This is a genomic window from Streptomyces sp. NPDC059895 (assembly GCF_042731035.1).
GTDB lineage: Bacteria > Actinomycetota > Actinomycetes > Streptomycetales > Streptomycetaceae > Streptomyces.
This window is the reverse complement of record NZ_JBHWKO010000014.1, coordinates 55,962-77,993: the sequence shown is the minus strand read 5'-3', so window position 1 is coordinate 77,993 and position 22,032 is coordinate 55,962. Positions and strand designations below refer to the sequence as shown.

The window sequence follows — 22,032 nt, the reverse complement described above, 5'->3', positions numbered from 1 at the left end:
CCGACTTCCCTTCCCCGATCCCCCACCGCACACCCCGGCCGATTCCCGGGGCGCACAACCGAAGGAGCAGCCATGCCCGCCACCTACCCGCAGGACGTCCTCGACGCCTTCCGCGCCATCACCACCGCCTCCATCGCCGACGCCGCCGAGCAGGTCGGGGTGCGCGGCTACCTGGACGGCGCCATCAAGCCGGTCGTCCCCGGCAAGATCGTCGGCCCCGCGGTCACCGTCCGCGAGGTGCCCGCGGAGGACGCCGAGGCCCCGACGCACGCGCTGCGGGCCATCGACGAGTCCGCGCCGGGCAGTGTCATCTGCATCGCCGCCGACGGCGCGGACGTCGCGGTCTGGGGCGGTCTGATGACCGCCGGCGCGGTCGCCAACCAGCACGCCGGTGCCGTCCTGGACGGGGGTGTGCGGGACGTCGAGGAGATCAAGCGGGACTTCGGCTTCCCGGTGCAGGCCCGCAGCGCGGTGCCCGCCACCACCCTCGGCCGGATCAAGACCCTCTCCCTCAACGAGCCCGTCGTCATGGGCGGTGTGACCATCGAGCCGGGTGACCTGATCGTCGCCGACAGCGACGGAGTGGTCCGCATCCCCGCCCGTCACGTCGAGGAGGTGCTGCGCATCGCGACGGACATCGAGGAGCGCGAGAAGGAGCAGACCAAGCTCATCCTGCAGGCCGGTTCGCTGCGCGAGGGCCTCGCCAAGTACAACCGGATCTGAGGCCATGACGAACACCCCGACCAGCACCGACACCCCGGCGGTGCCCGCCGCCGACATCCTCGCCCTGGGCGAACCGATGCTGGAGTTCAACGCCGACGCCGACGGCGCGCTGGAGAACGCCGAGTCCTTCGCGGTCGGCTATGGCGGCGACACCTCCAACTTCCTGGTCGCGGCGGCCCGGTCCGGCGCCCGCGCCGGATACGTGACCAGGGTCGGCGACGACGCCTTCGGTACCGTACTCACCCGTCTGTGGGGGCGCGAGGGCATCGGCACCGCCCATGTGGTACGGGAACCGGGCGGCCGTACGGGCATCTACTTCATCGCGCGCGGCCCGGCCGGACACGGCTTCACCTACTACCGGGCGGACTCGCCGGCCAGCCGTCTGGCCCCCGCCGACGTGCCCGAGCAGGCGGTCGCCGACGCCCGGCTGCTGCATGTCACCGGTATCACCCAGGCCATCGGCACCGCCGCCTGTGACGCCGCCTTCCACGCCATGCACGTGGCCCGCGCCCACGGGACGCTGGTCACCTACGACCCCAACCACCGGCCCGCGCTGTGGTCCGGCGACCGGGCCCGGGCGATCATCCTGCGCAGCCTGGAGCTGTGCGACATCGCCCTGCCCAACATCGACGAGGGCCGGATGCTCACGGGCGAGGAGTCGCCGGAGGCGGTGCTGCGGGCGTTGCGTGCCCGGGGGCCCGAGGTGGTCGTGCTGAAGCTCGGCGAGCAGGGGGCGCTGGTCGCCGACGGTGACACCGTCACCCGCGTACCGGCCCACCGGGTCACCGCCATCGACGCCTCGGGCGCCGGCGACACCTTCGACGGGGCGTTCGCCGCCCGGCTGGTCGACGGTGCGTCGCCGGTCGAGGCCGCCCGGTACGCGGCCGTCGCCGCTGCCCTGACCACCACCGGACACGGCGCCGTCCGGCCGATCCCGGGCCGGACGGAGATCCTCGCCCGGCTCTACAGCGCCGGGGAGACCGCAGTAGCCGAGGAAGGAACACACGCATGAAACGCCGTACGTTCCTCACAGCCACCACCGTCGCCGCGGCCTCCGTGTCGGCCGCCGGGCTCGCCGCACCGGCGTACGCCACGGGCGCACGAACCGTCGGGTACGAAGTCGTCGCCCGTTTCCGGCGGGCGATGCCGACCGGTGTCACCGTCTCCCGTCGCGGCCGGGTCTTCGTCAACTTCCCCCGCTGGGGGGACGAGGTGCCCTTCACCGTGGCCGAGCTGCGCGGCGGGAAGGCGGTGGCCTATCCGGACACCGAGGTGAACCGCGAGGACGCGAGCGACCTGGCCGGGCACTTCCAGTCGGTGCAGAGCGTCGTCGTCGACCCCCTCGACCGGCTGTGGATCCTGGACACCGGCAGCCCGCTGTTCGCCGCGTCCTCCTACGGCGGTCCGAAACTGGTCGCCGTCGACCTGCGCACCAACCGGATCGTCCGCAAGATCCTCTTCCCGTCCGACGTGGTGCCGTCGGACAGCTACCCCAACGACGTGCGCTTCGATCTGCGGCGCGGCGCCGCGGGGACGGCGTTCATCACCGACTCGGGCGGCCGCAACGGCATCATCGTCGTCGACCTGGCGACGGGCCGCTCGTGGCGCCGCCTGGCGGGCCACCCGTCCACGCTGCCGGACGAGGACTTCCTGCCGGTCATCGACGGCGAGCCGTTCATGAACCGCCCGGCGGGGGCCGCGCCCACCTACTACGAGGTCGGCTCGGACGGCATCGCCGTCAGCGCGGACGGCGAGCGTCTGTACTACTGCCCGCTGTCCAGCCGCCGGCTGCACAGCGTCCGTCTGGACGCGCTCGCCGACCCGGACGCCACTGACGCCCAGGTCGCCGCGACCGTCGTCGACCTGGGCGCCAAGCCGATGGCCGACGGGCTGGAGAGCGACGACAAAGGGCGCATCTACGGCGGCGACCTGGAACACGACGCGCTGTGGCGCCGCAATCCGGACGGCACGTACGACACCCTCGCCCAGGGACCGGACCTGGTCTGGATCGACACCCTCTCCGTCGCCTCCGACGGACACCTGTACGCCATCGCCAACCAGCTCAACCGGCAGGCGGACTACCACGAGGGCCACGACCTGCGCCGCGCGCCCTACCTCCTGATCCGCATACCGGTCGACGCCGGCCCGGTCCGCCTACGCTAGCCGACGCCGCACACCGCGGGGGCGGCTCCCTTCCCGGGAAGCCGCCCCCGCGCGTCCGCCGCTCCCCGGGACCATGCGATGACGGTCTGAATGGGCACGAAGTCGAGGTGAGGTGGGTACCTGGGTATCGGTGCGCCTTTCGCCTCGCCTGCGGCGCACGCCCGTGGTGCGATGAAACAGGGGGTCGGGAAGGAGAGAGCGATGGCCCCACCGGCAGGGGAGCGCACAAGTGGCACGGGCCCGTTGTCGGTCCGCCCGCTGGGTGAGGCGGACCTGGATCGGGCCGACGAGATCTTCAGGGTCGCTTTCGGGACGTTCCTCGGGGCTCCCGATCCGAAGACGTTCTTCGGGACCGCCGACTACGTCCGCACCCGCTGGGCGGCCGATCCGCGGGCGGCCTTCGCAGCGACGGTCGAGGGCGAGCTCGCCGGATCGAACTTCGCCGCCAACTGGGGCAGCGTCGGGTACTTCGGCCCGCTGACCGTGCGTCCGGACCTGTGGGACCAGGGCGTCGGCAGGCGCCTCATGGAGCCGGTCATGGACTGCTTCGACACCTGGGAGAACCGCCACCTGGGCCTGTTCACCTTCTCGCACAGTCCGAAGCACCTCGAGCTCTACCGCCGGTACGGTTTCTGGCCCCGCTTCCTCACAGCCATCATGAAGAAGCAGGTGGCAGGCAGTGCCGCAGTCCCCGGCCGAGTGCTGTACGGCCACCTGCCCGCCGCCGGGCAGCCCGACGCCCTGAGCCTCTGTCGCGCACTGACCGGGGCCGTGTACGAGGGCCTGAGCCTGGAACGCGAGATCGTGGCCACGCACGCGCAGGGGCTCGGTGACACCATCCTGCTCCAGGGCGCCGGCTCCGAGCTCGATGGCCTGGCCGTCTGCCACTGCGGAGCCGGGTCGGAGGCCGGCGAGGACGTGTGCTTCGTCAAGTTCGGAGCCGTACGCCCTGGCCCGGAGGCCGCCAACCGGTTCGAACGACTGCTTGACGCGTGCGAGCAGCTGGCCGCCGAGCGCGGACTGGGTCAACTGGACGCCGGGATGAACCTGGGCCGCCCGGATGCCTACCGTCGCATGGTCGACCGCGGGTTCCGCACCTGGTTGCAGGGCGTGACCATGCACAGGCCCAACGAACCCGGCTACAGCCACCCCGACGCCTACGTAATCGACGACTGGCGCTGAGATACCGCCACACTCGGCTTGCGAGGACGGCCCGGTGCCGCCCGAACCCGTGAACATCTCGCGCCCGCCGTGGCGGCGGGCAAAACAGTGGTTCTACGGGGATCGGCGCGCGGATCAGTCGGACACGGGGGCTGAGGCCGTGCCGTGGTGCGGTCGTCGGCTCCGGCGGGGCGGAAGAGTTCCAGCAGCTGCTTGGGGCCGATGCTGTGCAATGCCTTCACCACCCGGCTGCCGGCGAGGTGGCGCTGCACCAGTTCACTGGAGGTCAGCTCGTTGCTGTCGAGTCGCGGAACCGAGAAGCCGGGATACACCGCGTAGTTCATCGGGTCGATCACGGTCTTGCCGGAGAGCTCAGCTCGGGGCAGCCGCTCGTGGGCTGCCAGAGGCACGGCGGCGAGGACCAGATCACCGGCGCTCGCTGCTTCGCTCGGGTTGGCCGCGCGGGCACGGTCGCCGAGTTCTGCCACCAGAGCGTGCCGACGCTGACGGTGCGCACGGACCGTTACGGCGGCGCCCGCCGGCCGACGGCCAGGTGCGCCGTGGCAGTCGACTGGAGCGATCGTGCGGGTCGGTCCTGACCCACCATTCTTGGTAGTCCTCTTTCGCGGCCCTTTTCGCGAAGGTTGCGCGTGGTAATTTCCTCGGGTCGGAGTCCCGTGCGCACGGTTACCGGTAAGGCTCCGGCATACGGGGTGGCGCATTGCGGTGCATCGGATTTCCGGGAGTCCTCCGTGGTGTTTCCCGGGGTTTACGGAACGGATTCCGCCTTGACGTTTCCGGCCGATGTCTCCGGCGTGCCGAGTAATTGCCCCGACAGCTGCGCATCCGTTTGTCGGACCGAAGGGGGATCAGCTGGTGAGGTCTGGAACCGATGTCGTCCTGGCCGCCCCGGTGGCCCCGCTGGCGGCCCATCCGCTGCTCGTCTTCCTGACCCAGGTGACGCTGCTGCTCCTCGCCGCGCTGCTGCTCGGCCGGCTGGCCCGGCGGCTGGGCATGCCGGCCATCGTCGGTGAACTCAGTGCGGGCGTGCTGTTCGGGCCCACCGTGCTCGCGCATCTGGTGCCGTCGATCTCGGACTGGCTGTTCCCGCCGGAGATCGAACAGCTCCACCTGCTCGACGCCGCCGCACAGCTGGGCGTGCTCCTGCTGGTCGGCTTCACGGGCGTCGACCTCGACATCGGGATGATCCGGCGGCGCGGTACCACGGTGCTGCGGATCAGTCTGGCGGGCTTCCTGCTGCCACTGGGCCTCGGTGTCGGACTCGGGCTACTGCTGCCCGCCGACGTCCTCTCCGGCGGCGAGGACCGGGCCACGTTCGCCCTGTTCCTCGGCGTGACCATGTGCGTCAGTGCCATCCCGGTGATCGCCAAGACGCTGTCCGACATGCGGCTGCTGCACCGCAACATCGGTCAGTTGACGCTCGGGGCGGGCATGGTCGACGACGCGCTCGGCTGGTTCATGCTGTCGGTCGTCTCCGCCATGGCCACCGGCGCGGTGCGCGCGCACAACGTCGCGCTCTCGCTGATGTGGCTGGCGGTCGTCCTCGTCGGAGCCTGGCTGGTCGGCCGCCCGCTGGTGCGATGGATCCTGCGGCAGGCCACCCGCGGCGACGACGCGGCGCCGGCGGTGGCCGCCTCCGCGATCATCATCGTGGCCTGCTCCGCGTGCACGCACGCCATGGGGCTCGAAGCCCTCTTCGGCGCCTTCGTCGGCGGCGTCCTCATCGGCACCAGCGGCGTCGAGGTCAACGGCCGGATCGCCGCACTGCGCACCGCCGTGTTCGCCGTGCTCGCGCCGCTGTTCTTCGCCACCGCGGGACTGCGCATCGACCTCAGCGCGCTCGGGCGCCCCGTCGTGCTGTTCACCGGCATCGTGGTGCTGCTCACCGCCATCGTGGGCAAGTTCGCCGGTGCCTACATCGGCGCGCTGACCAGCAGGCTCAACCGGTGGGAGGCACTGGCGCTGGGCGCGGGGATGAACGCGCGCGGTGTCGTGGAGGTCGTCGTCGCGATGACCGGTCTGCGGCTCGGCGTCCTCAACGTCGCCTCGTACACGATCGTGGTGCTGGTGGCGATCGTGACGTCGGTGATGGCGCCGCCGATCCTGCGCTACGCGATGGCCAGGGTCGAGCACACCGGCGAGGAGGAACTGCGGCTGCGCGGCGGACTGGCGTATGCCGCGGAACAGCAACAACAGCAGCAACAACAGAAACAACGGCCACAAGAGCCACAACAGCAACTCGTCCTGCCGGAGCGGGGCGACCGGGAGTAGCGCGTGCTGGACCTGTCGCCCGCGGGCCCGCTCCGCGCGCCGGCCGACCTGTCCCGCTCGGCCCGTGCCGCCGGCCTGGTCGAGCGGGACGGCGTCATGGCACGACTCGCCGGGCTGTACGCCGAATCCGCCCGGGGGCGCGGGCGGTGGGCCGTGCTGCGCGGGCCGATGGGCATCGGCCGCAGCACCCTGCTCGCGTGCTTCCGGGAGGCGGTCGCCGAGCAGGGGGCGATCACCCTGCACGCCACGGCCACCCCGCGCGAGCGGCTCGTGCCCTACGGAGTCCTGGCACAACTCGTCCACTCGGCCGCCGTGCCCTCGGCGCTCGCGGGGCGACTGACCGCCCCTCTCGACGCGCTCACCGCGGGAACGGGCACCGAGCCGGACCCCCGGCACCTGCACGCGCTGGCCGTGGCGCTGGCCCGCCTGGCCGGCACCGCGCCGGTGCTGATCACCGTCGACGACGCGCACCATGTGGACACGGCGTCGCTGCACGGATTGGCCGCACTGCTGCCCCGTTCCGCCGCGGCACGGATCCTGCTCGTGCTCGCCGTCCGCCCGGGGCTGGCACCACCGCCTGCGCCGCAGTTGACAGAACTGCTCACCGACCCGGCCCTGCGCCCGGTGGTGTTGGCGCCGCTGAGCGAGCGCGGCGTCGCCGAGGTGCTGGCCCGGCGGCTCGGCGCCCCCGCCGCCCCGCAGACGGTCCGTGCCTTCGACCAGGCCAGCGGCGGCAACCCGTTGGTGTTGCACTGCCTGCTCGACGCGCATCGGCCCGATGCCGCCGAACCCGTGCCCGAGGGTGCCGACCGGGCCATGACCCGCTGCCTGCGCGACGCCGACGAACCGGCCCTGGCCGTGGTCCGCGCCTGGGCCGCACTCGGCCCGCTGGCCTCCCGCGACCGCGTCTCCCGGCTCGCGGGTACCGGTCGGGACGAGGTCGAGCGTGTCGCGCACGCACTGCGCGACGCCGGTCTGGCCCCCGACGCCGATCTGCGGGACTGGCACGGCGGCGACGCCGTACTCGCCGGGCTGCCGGCCGGCACGCGGCGCGCCCTGCACCGACGGGCGGCCCAGGTACTGCGCGACGAGGGCGTCGCGGCGTGCGACGTGGCCACCCAACTCCGGCAGGCCGGCACCGCCGAGCAGCCGGCTTGGGCGCCGTGGGTCCTCACCGCCGCGGCAGCGCAGGCGTCCGCCGCCGGCCGGCTACCGGACGCGGTGGACTTCCTCCGGCTCGCCACGGCAGCGAACACCGGGGGCGGGTCTGCGACGGATACCGGGGGCGGGTCCGCGGCGGATACCGGGGGCGGCGGGTCTGCGGCGGATACCGGAGGCGGGTCCGCGGCGGAATCCGTACCGGAGTCCGCGGCGGGCTCTGTGGCTGGACCTGCGGCTCGGTCCGTAGCCGGGTTCGCGGTCGGTTCCGGAGCACGGTCCGTAGCAGGATCCGTTGGGGTGTCCGAGGCCGGCTCCGCCGCGGAGTCCGTGACCGAGTCCTCGGCGACGACCGCGGTCACGACCGCGGTCACGACCGCGGCGACGACCGCGGCTCGGTCCGTAGCCGAGTCCGCGGCCCTCTCCCGGGCCACCCTGCATGCCCGGCTGACGCGTGTCGAGTGGCATCTCGCTCCCGCCGGGGCCGCGGGCCGGCTCGGTCGGGTGCGTGAGGACGTGCTCGCCGGGCGGTGTGATCCGCCTGCGGGTGTCGAGTTGGTGTGGCAACTGGCCTGGGCCGGGCGGCTGGACGAGATCGACGCCGTACTGGACGTGCTCGACGGGCACCTGGCGCGGCCCCCGCACGCCGCCGCCACCGCCTGGCTGAACGCCACCTACCCGCTGCGCCGCACCGCCACCGGAGTGCGCCCGTCCGGCGACCCCGGCCCGGAGGCGCTGCCGGCCGCGGCGGCGCTCGCCGACGCCCTGGTGCACGGCCGGCCCGCCGATCTCGCGCGCGTCGCGGAGCGCGTACTGCGGGGCGTACGCCCGGACCTCGGGACGCTGTGGAGCACGGAGGCCGTCCTGCTGGCGCTGCTCTGCCTGATCTCCGCCGAGCGGTTCGACGTCGCCGGGGCCTGGTGCGACCGGCAGCTCGGCGCGCCCCGGGTCCGATCGGTGCCGGTGTGGTCGGCCCTGCTCACCGCGGTGCGCGCCGAGATCGACCTGCGACGCGGGCGGCTGTCCGAGGCGTACGACGGGGCCACGGCCGCCCTGGGAACGCTGACGGTGCCGGGCTGGGGAGTGGCGGCGGGACTGCCCCTGGGCTGCGCCGTCCAGGCGGCCGTCGGCATGGGGCGGTCCGACGACGCCGAGCGGCTGCTCGCCGAAGCCGTCCCGGACGCGCTGCCGGAGAGCCGCTACGGCCTGCACTACCTGCACGCACGGGGCTGCCACCGGCTGGCCGCCGGTATGGAGCAGGCCGCGCTCGCCGACTTCCTGTCCTGCGCCGAGCTGACCCGGGGGTGGGGGAGCGCGGCCATCGGTCTGGTGTCCTGGCGTACCGGAGCCGCCGAGGCCTGGCTGCGGCAGGGAAACCCCGAGCAGGCCCGTCGGCTGCTGCGCGAGCAGATGGCGGCGCTGCCGCCGGGCAGCCCCCGGGCCCGCGGCCTGTCGCTGCGGATGCTCGCCGCGGCCGGCCCGCCCGGACGCCGCGCCCAACTGCTCACCGACGCCGTCGAGGTGCTGCGGGACGCGGGTGACACGGCCGAGCTGGCCCGTGCGCTGAGCGACCTCAGCCGTGAGCGGGAACGCCTCGGGGACCGGCAGGCCGCGCGGCGCGCGGCGCACCGGGCCCGGCGGTTCGCCCGTCACTCGGGGACCGCGCAGATCGGCGACTTCTGCGAACCCGAGCCCGTGGAGGTGCCGGACCGGCAGGACTGGTCGGCGCTGACCGAACAGCAGAGACGGATCGCCGCGCTGGCCGCCGACGGCTACACCAACCGCGAGATCGGCGCCCGGCTCTTCATCACGGCGAGCACGGTGGAACAGCACCTCACCCGGATCTTCCGCAGGCTGGGGGTGGCCGGCCGTGCCCAGCTGACGCCGGTGCTCGCGGATCAGGCGGCGGGGGCCGGTCAGTCCACGGTCTCCAGCAGCGCCCGCGCCGCGAGACGGTAGCCCGGCGCGCCGAGCCCGAAGATCACCCCGTTGGCCAGCGGGCCGAGCACCGACGCATGCCGGAACTGCTCGCGGGCCCACAGATTGGACAGGTGCACCTCGATCCACGGCCGGGGGAAGTTGGCCAGCGCGTCGCGCAGGCTCCAGCCCGCCATCATCAGCGCGCCCGGATTGACGATGGCGCCGACGGTCTCGTAGCTGTCCTGCACCGTGCGCACCATCTCGCCCTCGCCGTCGTGCTGACGGGCCACCACCCGCCAGCCCCGGCCGGCCACCTCGTCGGCGACCGCCTTCTCGATGTCGGCGAGCGTGTCCGTGCCGTAGATCTCCGGCTCGCGCCGTCCGAGAATGCCGAGGTTCGGGCCGTTGAGCAGCAGCAGGTCGGGCATCGCTTCCTCCTCCAGCGCGCTCGTCGACGGTCGGCGCGCACCCCTGGGCGGGCCCCGCTTACGCGTCGGCGGGCCCCGCGCACTTGTCGGCGGGCGGATTCGTGAATTTAGCACCCGGGCGTCCGAGAGCGGCACCGCGAACGGCTGTGAGAAACGACTGAGGGGGGTTGAGGGGGTGCCTTACGGGGTGTGGGCCCTTGTCATTGTCCGGGTAGCGTGACAACGGCCGACGGAAATGCGAAAACAATTGCGGGAGAGGTTTCCGATGACCGAATCCACACCCGAGAAGCTCTCTTTTCCCGACTGGCCGCAATTCGACGAGAACGAGCGGGCCGGCCTGCTGCGAGCACTCGACCAGGGCCAGTGGTGGCGCATGGGCGGCAGCGAGGTCGACCAGTTCGAACGCGAGTTCGCCGAGTTCCACGGCGGCGGACAGGTCTTGGCCGTGACGAACGGCACGCACGCCCTGGAACTGGCGCTCCAGGTGCTGGGCGTCGGGCCCGGCACCGAGGTGATCGTCCCCGCCTTCACCTTCATCTCGTCGTCGCAGGCCGTGCAGCGGCTCCAGGCCGTCGCCGTGCCGGTGGACGTCGACCTCGACACCTACAACATCGACGCGGCGGCGGCGGAGGCCGCGATCACGCCCCGCACCCGGGCCATCATGCCGGTGCACATGGCCGGGCTCGCGGCCGACCTGGACGCGCTCGGCAAACTCTCCGCGGCCACCGGCATCCCGCTGATCCACGACGCCGCCCACGCGCAGGGCATGCGATGGCGCGGCCGAGGACTCGGCGAACTCGGCTCGGTCGCGGCGTTCAGCTTCCAGAACGCCAAGCTGATGACCGCGGGTGAGGGCGGGGCCGTACTCTTCCCCGAGGCCGAGCAGTACGAGCACGGGTTCCTGCGGCACAGCTGCGGGCGGCCCCGCGCCGACAAGGCGTACCTGCACCAGGTCTCCGGGTCCAACTTCCGGCTCAACGAGTTCTCCGCGGCCGTGCTCCGTGCCCAGCTGGCCCGGCTGGCCGGGCAGACCGACGTCCGGGAGCTGCGCCGGCCGGTGCTCGCCGCCGAACTCGCCCGGATACCCGGGGTGCTGCCGCAGGGCACGGACGACAGGTGCACCCGCAACCCGCACTACATGGCGATGTTCCGGCTGCCCGGCAGCACGGCCGAGCGTCGGGACGCCGTGGTGGAGGCGCTGAACGAGCGCGGCCTGCCCGCGTCCAAGGCGTTCCGCGCGGTCTACCAGAGCCCCGGGTTCTGGGAGTACGGCGCCCCCGCGCAGTCCCGTGAGGAGCTCGCCCGCCGCTGCCCCAACTCCGAGCGGCTCAGCCGGGACTGCGTCTGGCTGCACCACCGCGTCCTGCTCGGCACCGAGCAGCAGATGCACGCCGTCGCCGAGACGGTCGCCGACGTCCTGGCGAGGACGGCATGACGGCGCTGCGGACGGCGGTGGTGGGGCTCGGCTGGGCGGGCCGCAGCATCTGGCTGCCGCGGCTCGCGGCGCACCCCGCGTTCGAGGTGACGGCGGTCGTCGACCCCGACCCGGCGGCCCGCGCCGCGGTCGTGCGCGAGCTGCCCGGCTGCACCGCGTACACCCGGCCGGACGGACTCGACGCCGGCGCGATCGACCTGGCGGTGGTGGCGGTGCCCAACCACGCCCACGCGGACGTGGCCGCCGGGCTGCTGCGCCGGGGCGTGCACGTCTTCGTCGAGAAACCGGTCTGCCTCAGCACCCGCGAGGCCGACGAACTCGCCGCCGCGCAACGGGCCAAGGGCGCCACCCTGGTGGCCGGCAGCGCCGCCCGGCACCGCCGTGACGTCGGCGCGCTGCGTGAACTCGTGGACCGCGTGGGCACCCTGCGGCACGTCGAGGTCTCCTGGATCCGCGCCCGGGGCGTCCCCGGCACCGGCTGGTTCGTACGGCGCGACGCCTCCGGCGGCGGGGCCATGGTCGACCTCGGCTGGCACCTGCTCGACGTCGCGCTGCCGCTGCTGGGCACGGCCACCGTCGACCAGGTCGCCGGCTCGGTGGCCGCGGACTTCGTCAACCGGTCCGCCTCGCGCGCCGCCTGGAAGGCGGACCCGAGCGCGTCGCCGGCCGCCGAGGGCGACGTCGAGGACACCGTCCGGGCGTTCCTCGTCACCGACGGCGGGGTCTCCGTCGCCCTGCACGCGGCGTGGGCCTCGCACGCCCCGCTGGACCGTACGGAGATCACCGTGAGCGGCAGCGCCGGGACCGCCACACTGCGCTGCACCTTCGGCTTCAGCCCCGACCGGGCGGCCCCCTCGCTGACCCTGGTCAGCGACGGAGAGCTGAGCACCGTCGCGCTGCCCGAAGAGCCCGTCGGAGCCGAGTACGACCGGCAGGTCGACGCCCTGCCCGCGATGCTGGCCGACGGCGACCCGGACGCCGCCGTCGCCGAGGCCCGCCGGATCATCGACGTGGTCGAACGCGTCTACGCTTCGGCCCGCCGCCGCGCCCCGTCCGCCGCGAGGGAGCCGGCATGGGCCGCCACCACCGGCTGACGGGCGAGCGGCGGACGCCGGACCCGCGGACCGCCGATCACCGGCCGCCGTGGCCGCAGCGGCGGCTGGACGAAGTCGTCGCCCGGATCGCCGAGCGGCCGCCGCTGGTCACCGCCGACTCGGTCACCCGGCTGCGCCGGCGGCTCGCCGAGGTGGCTCGCGGGGAGGCGTTCCTGCTCCAGGGCGGCGACTGCGCCGAGACCTTCGACGCGGTCTCCACGGCCCGGGTACGGGCCCTGTCGGACACCATGGCCCGGATGGCCGCGACACTCACCGGCGCACTCGCGGTACCGGTCGTCAGGGTCGGTCGGATCGCCGGCCAGTACGCCAAGCCACGGTCCAAGCCCACCGAGATCCGGGCCGGCGTGGAACTGCCGGCCTACCTCGGCGACGCCGTGAACGACCGCCGGTTCACCGCGGCGGCCCGCGCCGCGGACCCCGGGCGGCTGCTCACCGCGTGCGAAACGGCGGCGGCCACCCTGGAGTTGCTGCACGCCGCGGATCCGGAGATGTTCGCCAGCCACGAGGCACTGCTCCTGGAGTACGAGACGGCGCTGGCCCGCACCGCCCCGGGCGACGGCCGCCGCTACGGTTCCTCCGGCCACCTGCTCTGGATCGGCGAGCGGACCCGTCGGCTCGACGGCCCGCACCTCGCGTTCGCCGCCTCGGTGCACAACCCGGTGGCGGTCAAGCTGGGCCCCTCCGCCACCGGGGACGAGGTGCGCGCGCTGATCGAGCGGCTGGACCCGGACCGGACGCCCGGGCGGCTTACCTTCGTCACCCGGCTCGGCGCGCACCGCGTCCGCGACGTGCTGCCGGACCTGGTCGTCGCGGCGCGCGCGGCCGGCGCCGCCCCGGTGTGGGTCTGCGACCCGATGCACGGCAACACGTTCGAGGTGGCGGGCGGGCGCAAGACCCGGCACGTCGACCAGCTGCTCGCCGAGATCGAGGAGTTCTGGACGGTGCTGTGCCGGCACGGCGTCCGCCCCGGCGGCCTGCACCTGGAGATGACCGGCGAGGACGTCACCGAATGCCTCGGCGGCCCGGCCGGCCTGGTCCCCGACGACCTGCGGCGGCGCTACGAGACGGCCTGCGACCCCCGGCTCAACCGGGACCAGGCGCTCGGACTCGCGGCACACACGGCGGAGTTCGTCCGGCGGACGGCCGGGACGGGGCCCTGCGGCCAGGAGGCCTGACATGCTGCGCGGCGACCTCGTCGTCCCCCTCCCGGAGCTGCTGCGCCGCCAGGCCGAGCGCCACCCCGAGACGGTCGCGTTCGACGACGGGCACCGCGCGGTGACGTACCGGCAGCTGGAGGCGCGGACCCGGCGGCTGGCCGGGCACCTCGTCGAGCTGGGGCTGCGACAGGGCGACCGCGCGGCACTGCTGCTCGACGACCGTACCGAGCTGGTGGAGAGCTACCTCGCGGTGCCGCGGGCGGGTGCCATCGGCGTGCCGGTCGGACCGGGCGCCTCCGACGACGAACTGACCCGGCTGCTCTCCGACAGCGGCGCCCGGCTCGTCGTCACCGACGCGGCGCACCGCGAGCGGCTGTCGCGGCTGGAGCTCGGGTGCCCGCCCCGCACGGTGCTCGTCGACGGCGCCGGGCCGCACGGCTACGCCCGGCTGGCCTCCGCCGAGCCGGCCGTGCCGGCCCCCGACGACCTCGGCCTGGACGAGCCGGCGTGGCTGCTCTACACGGCCGGGACCAGCGGTGTCCCCAAGGGCGTCCTCTCCACCCAGCGCAACTGCCTGTGGTCGGTGGCGGCCTGCTACGTACCGGTGCTCGGCCTGGGCCCCGGCGACCGGGTGCTGTGGCCGCTGCCGCTGTACCACAGCCTCGCCCACATCGCGTGCGTGCTGGCGGTCACCGCCGCGGGCGCGAGCGCCCGGATCGTCGGCGGCCACGACCCCGGTGAGATGCTGCGGATCTGGGACGAGTACCGGCCGACCGTCGTGGCCGGGGTGCCCGCCACCTGGCACCGGCTCGCCGACGAGGCCGCGGCCCGCGGCGCGCCGCCGCCCGGCCCGCGCGTCTGCCTGGTGGGCGGCGCCGCCGCCACGCCCGCCCTGCGCCGCCGCATCGAGCGGACCTTCGGGGCACCTCTGGCCGACGCCTACGGCTCCACGGAGACCTGCGGCTCCATCGCGATCAGCTGGCCCGGCTCCCCGGTGCCTGGCGACGCCTCCTGCGGGCTGCCCGTGCTGGGTCTCGCGGTGCGCCTGGTCGACCCCCGGACCGGCCACGACGTACCGGACGGCACCGAGGGCGAGGTCTGGGTCCGCGGTCCCAACGTCATGGCCGGCTACCACAACCGGCCCACCGCCACCGCCGAGGCACTGGCGGACGGCTGGTACCACACCGGCGACCTCGCGCGCCGCGACCGCACCGGACACCTGACCATCACCGGGCGCCGCACCGAGCTGATCGTCCGGGCCGGCGAGAACATCCACCCGGCCGAGATCGAGCATGTGCTGTACACCGTCCGCGGCATCGCGGACGTCGCCGTCGCGGGACGGCCGCACGAGGTGCTCGGCGAGGTGCCGGTGGCCTACGTACGCCCGGCGCCCGGCGGCTTCGACCCCGCCGAGGCGCTGGCGGTCTGCAAGGCACGCCTGGCGCACGGCAAGGTGCCCGAGAACCTCTACGAGGTCGCGTGGATCCCACGGACACCCGCGGGCAAGGTCGACCGCCGGCGGCTGCTGACCCTGCCCACCCGGCTGCGGGCGGTCGGCGAGGAGTACTTCCCGGCGCTGTACCGGCTGGACTGGGTGCCCCGGCCGTCGGTGCGGCGGGCCGGCTCGGCCCGGTGGGCGCTGGTCGGACCGCACGCCGAACGCCTGGCGCGGGCCTGCCCGGACGCCCCGGTCACGCTGTACCGCGACGTCGCCGCGCTGGCCGCGGCCGTCGAGGAGGGCCTGCCGCCGCCTCCGGTGGCGCTGCTCGGCACCGCACCGCACGACACCGAGCCGGCCGGCCGTCGGGTACGGTGGCTCCGTCCCTGGCTGGCCGACCCGCGGTTGGCCGGCACCTGCCTGGCCGTGACGATGTGCGGCGCGGTGACCACCGGGCCGGGGCAGCCGGCCGCCTCCCCGGGGCGTGCCGGACTCTGGGCCCGGCTCGGCGCGTTGCAGGCCGAGCACCCGGGCCGCCTCGCGCTCGCCGACATCGACGACGACACGGCCGTGGCGCTGCTGCCCGCGGCCGTGACGGCGGGCGAGCACCGGCTCGCGGTACGGGCGGGCGTGGTCCTGGCACCCCGGCTGGAGCGGGTCGCCACCGATCACGACCGCACGCCGCCGCTCGTCTTCTCCGCCGCCGGGACCACCGTGCTCACCGGCGCCGACACCCCGTGCGGCGCGGCGGTCGCCCGCCACCTGGTCGGCGCGTACGGCGCCGCGCACCTGATCCTGCTCACCGCGCCGGGCCGGGCCGGCCACGCGGCGCCGGTCCGCGCCGAACTCACCGCGGCCGGCGCCGGCGTCGCGCTGCGCGAGTGCGATCCCGCCGACCCCGGGGCCGTGGCGCGGGCGGTGCGCGACGTGTGTGCCGAGCCGGTCACCGCCGTCGTCCACACCGGCCCGCCCGGGGCCCGCCCCGCCGAGGACCCGTCGGCGGTACGCCACCTCTACGCGGCGACCCGGGGCGAGGCGCTGTCGGCCTTCGTGGTCCTCGCCCCGGCCGCCGGGCTGCTCGGCGTGCGGGCCGACGGCCACGACACCGCGTACGCCGCGATGCTCGACGCCGTGACCGGTCAACTGCGCGACGAGGGCGCCCCCGCGCTCTGCGTGGGCTGGGGACCGTGGGCGGACGACGGCACCATCGGCGGCCTGAGCGAACGGACGGCGCTCGCCATGCTGGACGCGGCCCTCTCGGTCGGCCAGGACCGGCTGCTGGCCTGGCACCTCGACACGGAGCCCGTCCTGACCGGCGGCACGCCCTCGGTCCTGGCCGGGCTGATGGGGTGAGCGGCACGGCGCGAGGCCGGCCCCGGCGCGTGCCGGGGTCAGCGGGGCATGTCGGCCAGTGCCGCGCGTACCGCCGACTCCGGTACGTCGCGCACCAGCTCCGCCCCGCCGGGACCGTCCAGGACGAAGGCGAGACCGCCCGCCGCCTTCTTGTCGCGGCGCATCAGGGCGACCAGCCGGTCCGCCGCGACACCGTCGGGCAGCGTCACCGGCAGCCCGTAGTGGGCCACCACCTCGCGGTGTTCGGCCGCGCGCCGCGCGTCGACGCGGTCCAGACGGTGGGCGAGCAGGCCGGCGAAGACCGTGCCGACCCCGACTCCCTCGCCGTGCCGCAGCGCGAAGTCCGTGGCCCGCTCCAGGGCGTGCCCGAGGGTGTGGCCGTAGTTGAGCAGGTGCCGCAGGCCGGTGTCGCGCTCGTCGGCCGACACGATCTCGGCCTTGCGCCGTACGCTCGCGGCGATCTGCTCGGCGACCGGCAGCTCCCGCAGGTCCCCGGCGCCGATGAAGTGGCAGCGGGCGATCTCCCCGTAGCCGTTGATCCACTCGGCGCGCGGCAGTGTGCTCAGGTAGTCGGTGTCGCACAGCACCGCCCGCGGCTGCCAGTACGCGCCCATGAGGTTCTTGCCCTCCGGCAGGTTGACCGCGGTCTTGCCGCCGACGCTGGCGTCCACCTGGGCGAGCAGCGAGGTCGGCAGGTGGATCACCGCGACGCCCCGGTGGTAGAGCGCCGCGGCCAGGCCCGCGCAGTCCGTGGTGCTGCCGCCGCCCACCGAGACCACCGCGTCGTCGCGGTGCAGGTCGAAGCGGGCGAACTCGCGGCACATCTCCTCGACCGAGGCCAGTGTCTTGTTCGCCTCGCCGTCGCGGGCGGCCACGAAGCGCCACGGCACCCCGGGGTCCGGCACGGTGTCGCGCGGCCGGGCGGAGACCACCACGGCACGCCGGGCGCCGACCTGCTCGAGCACGGTGGGCAGGGCGTGCCGGGCACCGGGGCCGATGTGGACGTCGTAGGAGCGGTCGGCCAGCCGTACGCCGACCCGGGTGATCGTCTGTGTCACGGGAGTTCCTCCGATGTTCGGCGGCCGTCGAGCGACCGGGCCAGCCGCAGCGCGCCGCGCAGCGAGGACAGCCCGTCGGCCGCGGCGGCGCGGACCCGCGGGACGTCGAAGCCGGTACGGGCCAGGCGGCGTACGGCGGTGTCGACGGCGTCGACGAAACCGGGGACCCCGGCCGCGAAACCGCCGCCGATGAGCGCCAGTTCGGGATGCAGCAGCTCGGTCACGCCGACGACCGCCGAGGCGAGCGCCGCACCGGCGTCGTCCACCGCCCGGGTGGCCCACGCCTCTTTCGCGCTCACGCCCGCGCGGAGCTCGTCGAAGGTCACCGGGGCACCGCGCAGCCGGGCCGCCCGGCGCAGCACGGCCGGGCCGCACGCCGTCGCCTGGAGGCAGCCGGTACGGCCGCAACGGCAGCGCGGGCCGCCGCGCCGCACGATCAGGTGGCCGATCTCGAACGCCGGCCGTCCGGGCCGGGGGTGGGGCACGCCGCCGAGGACGAGGCCGCCGCCGACGCCGGTGCCGACACCGACGTAGAGCACGTCGTCGCAGCCGCTGGCGGCGGCCTCCGCGAGCGCACCGAGGCCGCCGTCGTCGGACCACGCCACGGGGACGCCCGGCAGGAACGCGCGCAGGGCGGCACCCAGGTCGAGGCCGAGCCAGCCGGGCCGGCTCGGCCAGGCGGTCACCCGCCCGTCCGCGTCCACGGTCGCCGGTACGGCCACGCCCACCGCCGTGAAGCCGCCGGTGCCCGCGGCGAACTCGCGGACCCAGCCGCCCAGCGCGGCCAGGTCGGCGGCACCGCCCGGACCCGGCGCCCAGGTGTGGGTGACGGCGCCGCGGATGCTCGTGCCCTCCCGCTCCGTGCCGTCGTGTTCGGCGCGCAGGGCCACCTTGGTGCCGCCGATGTCGATGCCCAGGTAACCCGGTCGGGACGTCATGCCACGGCTCCGGTCACGCGGGCACGGCGGGGCAGTGGGCCAGCAGCTCGCCGGGGGAGCGGATCACCAGGTCCGGGTGTGCGGCGAGCAGGTCGCCGTCGTCGGACAGCGCCCAGGTGGCGGCGACGGCGGTCACCCCGGCGCCGCGCGCGCTGGCGATGTCGGTGGGCGCGTCGCCGACCATGACCGCCTCGGCCGTCGGGACGCCGAGCAGCCGCAGCGCATGCTCGACCATGTCGGGCGCGGGCTTGGGCCGCGGAACCTCGTCGGAGCCGATCACGTGGGCGAAGAACCCGGCCAGGCCGGCGTCGTGCAGCAGCGCCCGGGCCCGCGGACCGCTCTTGCCGGTCGCTATGGCCATGACCAGCCCCCGGGCGCGCAGCTCGGTCAGCAGATCGAGGACGCCGTCGAAGACGGTCACCTGGTGGGACAGCCGATAGCTCTCCCGTACGAAGGGCGCCTCCATCGCCAGCGGCAGGCCCATGATCTGCATGATGTCGGGGAAGTGCCGGCCCAGATGGCGCCGGTACTCGTCGAACGGCGCCGGACCCGGGCCGACGACCTCGGCGTACGCGACGGCGAACGCCTGCTCCATCACGGCGAAGCTGTCCACCACGACGCCGTCCAGGTCGAAGATCACCGCGCGCCGGGCCGGTGCGCCCGTGGTCCGGGCGCCGGTCCCGCGGAGGTCGGTGCTGCGGGCGTCGGTGCTGCGGGCGCCGGTCCGGTGGGTCGGGTCGATGCTCATGGGGCTCCGATCTGTGCGGGGCACGGTCAGCCGGCGGCCACGGCGTCGGCCAGGGTGTCCGCCACGATCCGGGCGACGAGGTGCATGTCCTCCTCGGTGGCGAGCAGCACCCGGTGGTGGAGCCAGACGCAGTCCTGGCTCAGCGCCTCGGAGACCGGACAGCGCCGGGCCAGTTCGTCCACGGTGGTGTCCGGCGCGGCCGTCTCCCAGAACCCTCCGGTCCGGTAGACCACGCGGAACGCGCGGAAGGCGGGCAGCCCGGCGGTGACGAGCCGGTCCACGAGGTCGTTGCGGCGCCGCTCGTCCCAGCCCGGAAGCCGGAACATCGCCATGTAGTGCGGGTTGCGGTCGCCGCGCTTGTCCACGCCCTGCGGTACCACGCCGGGTATCTCGGCGAGCAGTGCGGACAGCAGCGGCCAGCGCTCCTCCCGGACGTCGATCTGCTGCTCCAGCCGTCCCAGTTGGGCGCGGAGCAGCGCCGCCGAGAACTCGTTCATCCGGAAGTTGGAGCCCGACGTCTCGTGGAAATAGCCGAGGTCGTCCTGCGGACGCCCGCAGGTGTGCCGCAGATACGCCTGCTGGTGACGTTCCGGGTCGGGGCCGAGCAGCGCGCCGCCCTCGCCCGCGGTCATCAGCTTGCCGTTCTGGAAGCTGAAGGCCGCGTCCGAGCCCAGTTCGCCGACCCGCCGGCCGCGCCAGCGGGCGCCGTGCGCGTGCGCGGCGTCCTGCACCAGCGCCACGCCGGCCGCGGCGGCCAGCTCCGGCAGGGCGTCCATGTCGGCCAGCTGACCGGCCATGTGCACCGGCATGATCGCGCGGGTCCGGTCGGTGATCGCGGCGGCGGTGGCCTGCGGGTCGAGACACCAGGTGCGCGGGTCCACGTCGACGGGGACGGCCACCGCGCCGATCCGCTGGACCGCCTGCGACGACGAGATGAACGTGAAGGCGGGCACGATGACCTCGGTGCCGGGGCCGACGCCGTGGCACTCCAGGGCCAGTTCGAGCGCGGCGGTTCCACTGCTGACCGCCAGTGCGTGCGGGGACCCGTGATGCTCGGCGAACTCCCGCTCGAAGGCCGTCACTTCGGTGCCGGTCACCCGCCACCACTGGCCCTGGTCCAGGACGCGGAGCAGGCCCTGCCGCTCCGTGTCGTCGGATTGCGGCCACTCGGGAAAACTCGGCCGCGCCGCTGCGCGCATGACGACTCCCTCACTGGGTTCGGTAGTGCGTACGGTGCAGGAACTCGTCGACGAGGCCGGGCAGTCCGGCGGTCGAGGCCACCGCGCCGAAGACGTGGTAGTCCGGCCGGACCAGCGCCGCGGCGGCCCCGGCGGCGGCCAGCCAGGCGTGGTAGACGCCGTCGGTGTCGGTCACTTCTGTCACTTGCGTCACTTGCGTCGGCTGCGTCACTTGCGCCGGCTGTGCCGGTGGTGCCGGTGGTGCCGGCTGTTCCGCTGTCGCCGTCCCGTCCGCGGGCAGCAGGTGGACGAGGCGGCAGCCCCAGCGATCCAGCGCGGCGAGCCGGTCGGCGCCGAGCGCCGGGCGCGGGTCCGCCGTGGCGACGAGTACCAGGCCCGTGCCGACGGCCTCGTCGAAGAGCGCCACCCGGCCGGCGCGTGCCACGCGGCCCTGGGGGACCACCTCGCCCACGGCGAGCCGCCGTTCGGCATCGCGGGCCAGCAGTCCCTGGGGCAGCGACTCGGCGGGGTCGGGCGCGGCGGCGGGCCGGTTCTCGGCGCCCGTCAGCATCGAAGCGTCCCGGTCGGCCGCCGCCGCCGGGTCCGTCACACAGATCACCTGGCCGAGCTTCACCGAGGCGACGATCGACTCCTTCGCCAGCCGGCGGCGCTCGACGGGGTACGTGTCGAGCAGCCGCTCGCCCGCCAACCCGCGCAGCACCGCGTCGAGCTTCCAGGCCAGGTTGGCCGCGTCGCGAATGCCCGAGCACATGCCCTGGCCGACGAACGGAGGCATGAGGTGGGCGGCGTCCCCGGCGAGCAGCACGCGTCCCGAGCGCCACCGTTCGGCCCAGCTCGCCTGGAAGGTGTAGACGGCGCTGCGGGTCAGTTCGGCGTTCTCCGGGGTGACCCCGTGGTCGGCGAGCAGCCGCCACACCGTCTCGGGCCGCTCCAGTTCGGCGGCGGTCTCGCCGGGCAGCCGCATGAACTCGTAACGGCGCCGGCCGTGTCCGCTGCCGACCAGGGTGGTGGGGCGGACGGGGTCGCAGATCTGGATGTTCGTGGGTACGAAGGTCACCGGGCCGTACGGCACCACGTCGCACAGCAGCCAGTCGTACGAGAAGCCCAGGTCGGTGCCGGGCGGGTCGAGGTGCTTGCGGACGAAGCTGTTGGCGCCGTCGCAGCCCACCACCCAGGCACCGCGGAGTACCTCGGTGGTGCCGTCCGGCAGTGCCGCCGTGACCTCGACCCGGTCGGAGTGGTCCGCGATGCCGACGACGGTGTGCCCGTGGCGGACGGACAGCCCGGGGTGTTCCCGCTGCTGTGCGTGCAGGGCGGCTTCGAGGTGGGGCTGGTGCATGGTGGTGGCGTCCGGCCAGCCGTAGCGTCCCGGGTCGGCGAAGGCGAGGCGGACCAGCGGACGGCCTGCGGCGTTGCGCCACTCGTAGCCGGTCGCGGGCTCGCCGACATCGGCCAGCCGGCCGCCGACGCCGGTCGCGGCCAGCAGCCGCGCCGTCTCCCCGTCGAAGCTGGTCGCGCGGGGCAGGGTGTAGGGCCCGGTGCGCCGTTCCAGTACGACGACCCGGTGCCCCCGCCGGCCCAGGTAGAGTGCCAGCGCCGCGCCGACCGGACCGTGTCCGACGACGATGACGTCCGGGTCTTCGACGTCCGCGTCGTGCGGCGGTGCTGAGCTGGACAAACCTGCCTCCGTACCTTCGGGTGGACCCCTGGGGCCCTTCTGACGGACCCGGGTGGCGGCCCGCCGTG

The 22,032-nt window shown here is 74.6% G+C and carries 17 protein-coding genes; 10 read left to right on the top strand and 7 right to left on the bottom strand.

All coding sequences use genetic code 11. From position 1 onward, the window contains the following. The first annotated feature begins 72 nt into the window (after positions 1-72). From ACFV9M_RS18435 to ACFV9M_RS18420, 4 genes are all read left to right on the top strand, one after another. The gene (locus ACFV9M_RS18435; protein ID WP_385063095.1) at positions 73-723 is read left to right on the top strand and encodes an RraA family protein; all 651 of its coding nucleotides are present in this window, start codon (positions 73-75) and stop codon (positions 721-723) included. 4 nt (positions 724-727) lie between these two features. Further along, positions 728-1,735 carry a sugar kinase gene (locus ACFV9M_RS18430; RefSeq protein ID WP_385063097.1) on the top strand — a complete coding sequence of 336 codons (1,008 nt, stop codon included), beginning with the start codon at positions 728-730 and terminating at the stop codon, positions 1,733-1,735. Continuing rightward, positions 1,732-2,886 (top strand): L-dopachrome tautomerase-related protein, encoded by a 1,155-nt coding sequence (locus ACFV9M_RS18425; protein WP_385063099.1) that lies wholly within the window; start codon positions 1,732-1,734, stop codon positions 2,884-2,886. Before ACFV9M_RS18430 ends, ACFV9M_RS18425 begins: the two co-directional genes overlap by 4 nt. A gap of 201 nt (positions 2,887-3,087) precedes the next feature. Continuing rightward, positions 3,088-4,068 carry a GNAT family N-acetyltransferase gene (locus tag ACFV9M_RS18420; RefSeq protein ID WP_385063101.1) on the top strand — a complete coding sequence of 327 codons (981 nt, stop codon included), beginning with the start codon at positions 3,088-3,090 and terminating at the stop codon, positions 4,066-4,068. Here ACFV9M_RS18420 and ACFV9M_RS18415 read toward each other — a convergent pair. Continuing rightward, the gene (locus ACFV9M_RS18415) at positions 4,044-4,769 is read right to left on the bottom strand and encodes an NADPH-dependent F420 reductase (RefSeq protein WP_385063103.1); all 726 of its coding nucleotides are present in this window, start codon (positions 4,767-4,769) and stop codon (positions 4,044-4,046) included. The genes ACFV9M_RS18420 and ACFV9M_RS18415 overlap by 25 nt on opposite strands. A gap of 154 nt (positions 4,770-4,923) precedes the next feature. On the opposite strand from ACFV9M_RS18415, the gene ACFV9M_RS18410 reads away from it, so the two are divergent. Continuing rightward, a complete protein-coding gene (locus tag ACFV9M_RS18410) occupies positions 4,924-6,339 on the top strand; it encodes a cation:proton antiporter (protein WP_385063105.1) in 1,416 nt (471 codons plus the stop codon). A gap of 3 nt (positions 6,340-6,342) precedes the next feature. Then, positions 6,343-9,456, top strand: coding sequence for an AAA family ATPase (locus ACFV9M_RS18405; RefSeq protein ID WP_385063107.1), 3,114 nt, complete (start codon positions 6,343-6,345; stop codon positions 9,454-9,456). On the opposite strand, the gene ACFV9M_RS18400 is transcribed toward ACFV9M_RS18405, so the two are convergent. Then, entirely contained in the window at positions 9,414-9,845 is a 432-nt protein-coding gene (locus tag ACFV9M_RS18400; protein WP_385063109.1) for a type II 3-dehydroquinate dehydratase, read from the bottom strand. The genes ACFV9M_RS18405 and ACFV9M_RS18400 overlap by 43 nt on opposite strands. 265 nt (positions 9,846-10,110) lie before the next feature. Between ACFV9M_RS18400 and ACFV9M_RS18395 the strand changes: the two genes are divergently transcribed. From ACFV9M_RS18395 to ACFV9M_RS18380, 4 genes are read left to right on the top strand one after another with little or no spacing between them, the layout of a single operon-like run. Beyond that, positions 10,111-11,280, top strand: a complete 1,170-nt coding sequence (locus ACFV9M_RS18395; RefSeq protein ID WP_385063110.1) for an aminotransferase class I/II-fold pyridoxal phosphate-dependent enzyme — start codon at positions 10,111-10,113, stop codon at positions 11,278-11,280. Next, positions 11,277-12,374 (top strand): Gfo/Idh/MocA family protein, encoded by a 1,098-nt coding sequence (locus tag ACFV9M_RS18390; protein ID WP_385063112.1) that lies wholly within the window; start codon positions 11,277-11,279, stop codon positions 12,372-12,374. Before ACFV9M_RS18395 ends, ACFV9M_RS18390 begins: the two co-directional genes overlap by 4 nt. Next, positions 12,353-13,570 carry a 3-deoxy-7-phosphoheptulonate synthase gene (locus tag ACFV9M_RS18385; RefSeq protein WP_385063114.1) on the top strand — a complete coding sequence of 406 codons (1,218 nt, stop codon included), beginning with the start codon at positions 12,353-12,355 and terminating at the stop codon, positions 13,568-13,570. The genes ACFV9M_RS18390 and ACFV9M_RS18385 overlap by 22 nt, the downstream gene beginning before the upstream one ends. A 1-nt stretch (position 13,571) precedes the next feature. After that, complete coding sequence (locus tag ACFV9M_RS18380; RefSeq protein WP_385063115.1) at positions 13,572-16,343, top strand: AMP-binding protein; 2,772 nt, start codon at positions 13,572-13,574, stop codon at positions 16,341-16,343. Positions 16,344-16,381: 38 nt separating this feature from the next. Here ACFV9M_RS18380 and ACFV9M_RS18375 read toward each other — a convergent pair whose 3' ends face one another. From ACFV9M_RS18375 to ACFV9M_RS18355, 5 genes are read right to left on the bottom strand one after another with little or no spacing between them, the layout of a single operon-like run. Further along, positions 16,382-17,401 carry a 3-dehydroquinate synthase family protein gene (locus tag ACFV9M_RS18375; RefSeq protein WP_385063117.1) on the bottom strand — a complete coding sequence of 340 codons (1,020 nt, stop codon included), beginning with the start codon at positions 17,399-17,401 and terminating at the stop codon, positions 16,382-16,384. Beyond that, complete coding sequence (locus ACFV9M_RS18370) at positions 17,398-18,339, bottom strand: ROK family protein (protein WP_385063119.1); 942 nt, start codon at positions 18,337-18,339, stop codon at positions 17,398-17,400. Before ACFV9M_RS18370 ends, ACFV9M_RS18375 begins: the two co-directional genes overlap by 4 nt. Before the next feature lie 13 nt (positions 18,340-18,352). Next, positions 18,353-19,087, bottom strand: coding sequence for an HAD-IA family hydrolase (locus ACFV9M_RS18365; RefSeq protein ID WP_385063121.1), 735 nt, complete (start codon positions 19,085-19,087; stop codon positions 18,353-18,355). A 26-nt stretch (positions 19,088-19,113) separates the two neighbouring features. After that, complete coding sequence (locus ACFV9M_RS18360) at positions 19,114-20,286, bottom strand: aminotransferase class I/II-fold pyridoxal phosphate-dependent enzyme (protein WP_385063123.1); 1,173 nt, start codon at positions 20,284-20,286, stop codon at positions 19,114-19,116. A gap of 10 nt (positions 20,287-20,296) precedes the next feature. Beyond that, a complete protein-coding gene (locus ACFV9M_RS18355; protein ID WP_385063125.1) occupies positions 20,297-21,964 on the bottom strand; it encodes a bifunctional 3-(3-hydroxy-phenyl)propionate/3-hydroxycinnamic acid hydroxylase in 1,668 nt (555 codons plus the stop codon). Positions 21,965-22,032 lie beyond the last annotated feature (68 nt).

Coding starts and splice junctions, on each gene's coding strand:
- ACFV9M_RS18435 (WP_385063095.1), top strand. CDS start 73: ATGCCCGCCACCTACCCGCAGGACGTCCTCGACGCCTTCCGCGCCATC.
- ACFV9M_RS18430 (WP_385063097.1), top strand. CDS start 728: ATGACGAACACCCCGACCAGCACCGACACCCCGGCGGTGCCCGCCGCC.
- ACFV9M_RS18425 (WP_385063099.1), top strand. CDS start 1,732: ATGAAACGCCGTACGTTCCTCACAGCCACCACCGTCGCCGCGGCCTCC.
- ACFV9M_RS18420 (WP_385063101.1), top strand. CDS start 3,088: ATGGCCCCACCGGCAGGGGAGCGCACAAGTGGCACGGGCCCGTTGTCG.
- ACFV9M_RS18415 (WP_385063103.1), bottom strand. CDS start 4,769: ATGCGCCACCCCGTATGCCGGAGCCTTACCGGTAACCGTGCGCACGGG.
- ACFV9M_RS18400 (WP_385063109.1), bottom strand. CDS start 9,845: ATGCCCGACCTGCTGCTGCTCAACGGCCCGAACCTCGGCATTCTCGGA.
- ACFV9M_RS18395 (WP_385063110.1), top strand. CDS start 10,111: ATGACCGAATCCACACCCGAGAAGCTCTCTTTTCCCGACTGGCCGCAA.
- ACFV9M_RS18390 (WP_385063112.1), top strand. CDS start 11,277: ATGACGGCGCTGCGGACGGCGGTGGTGGGGCTCGGCTGGGCGGGCCGC.
- ACFV9M_RS18385 (WP_385063114.1), top strand. CDS start 12,353: ATGGGCCGCCACCACCGGCTGACGGGCGAGCGGCGGACGCCGGACCCG.
- ACFV9M_RS18380 (WP_385063115.1), top strand. CDS start 13,572: ATGCTGCGCGGCGACCTCGTCGTCCCCCTCCCGGAGCTGCTGCGCCGC.
- ACFV9M_RS18370 (WP_385063119.1), bottom strand. CDS start 18,339: ATGACGTCCCGACCGGGTTACCTGGGCATCGACATCGGCGGCACCAAG.
- ACFV9M_RS18365 (WP_385063121.1), bottom strand. CDS start 19,087: ATGAGCATCGACCCGACCCACCGGACCGGCGCCCGCAGCACCGACGCC.
- ACFV9M_RS18360 (WP_385063123.1), bottom strand. CDS start 20,286: ATGCGCGCAGCGGCGCGGCCGAGTTTTCCCGAGTGGCCGCAATCCGAC.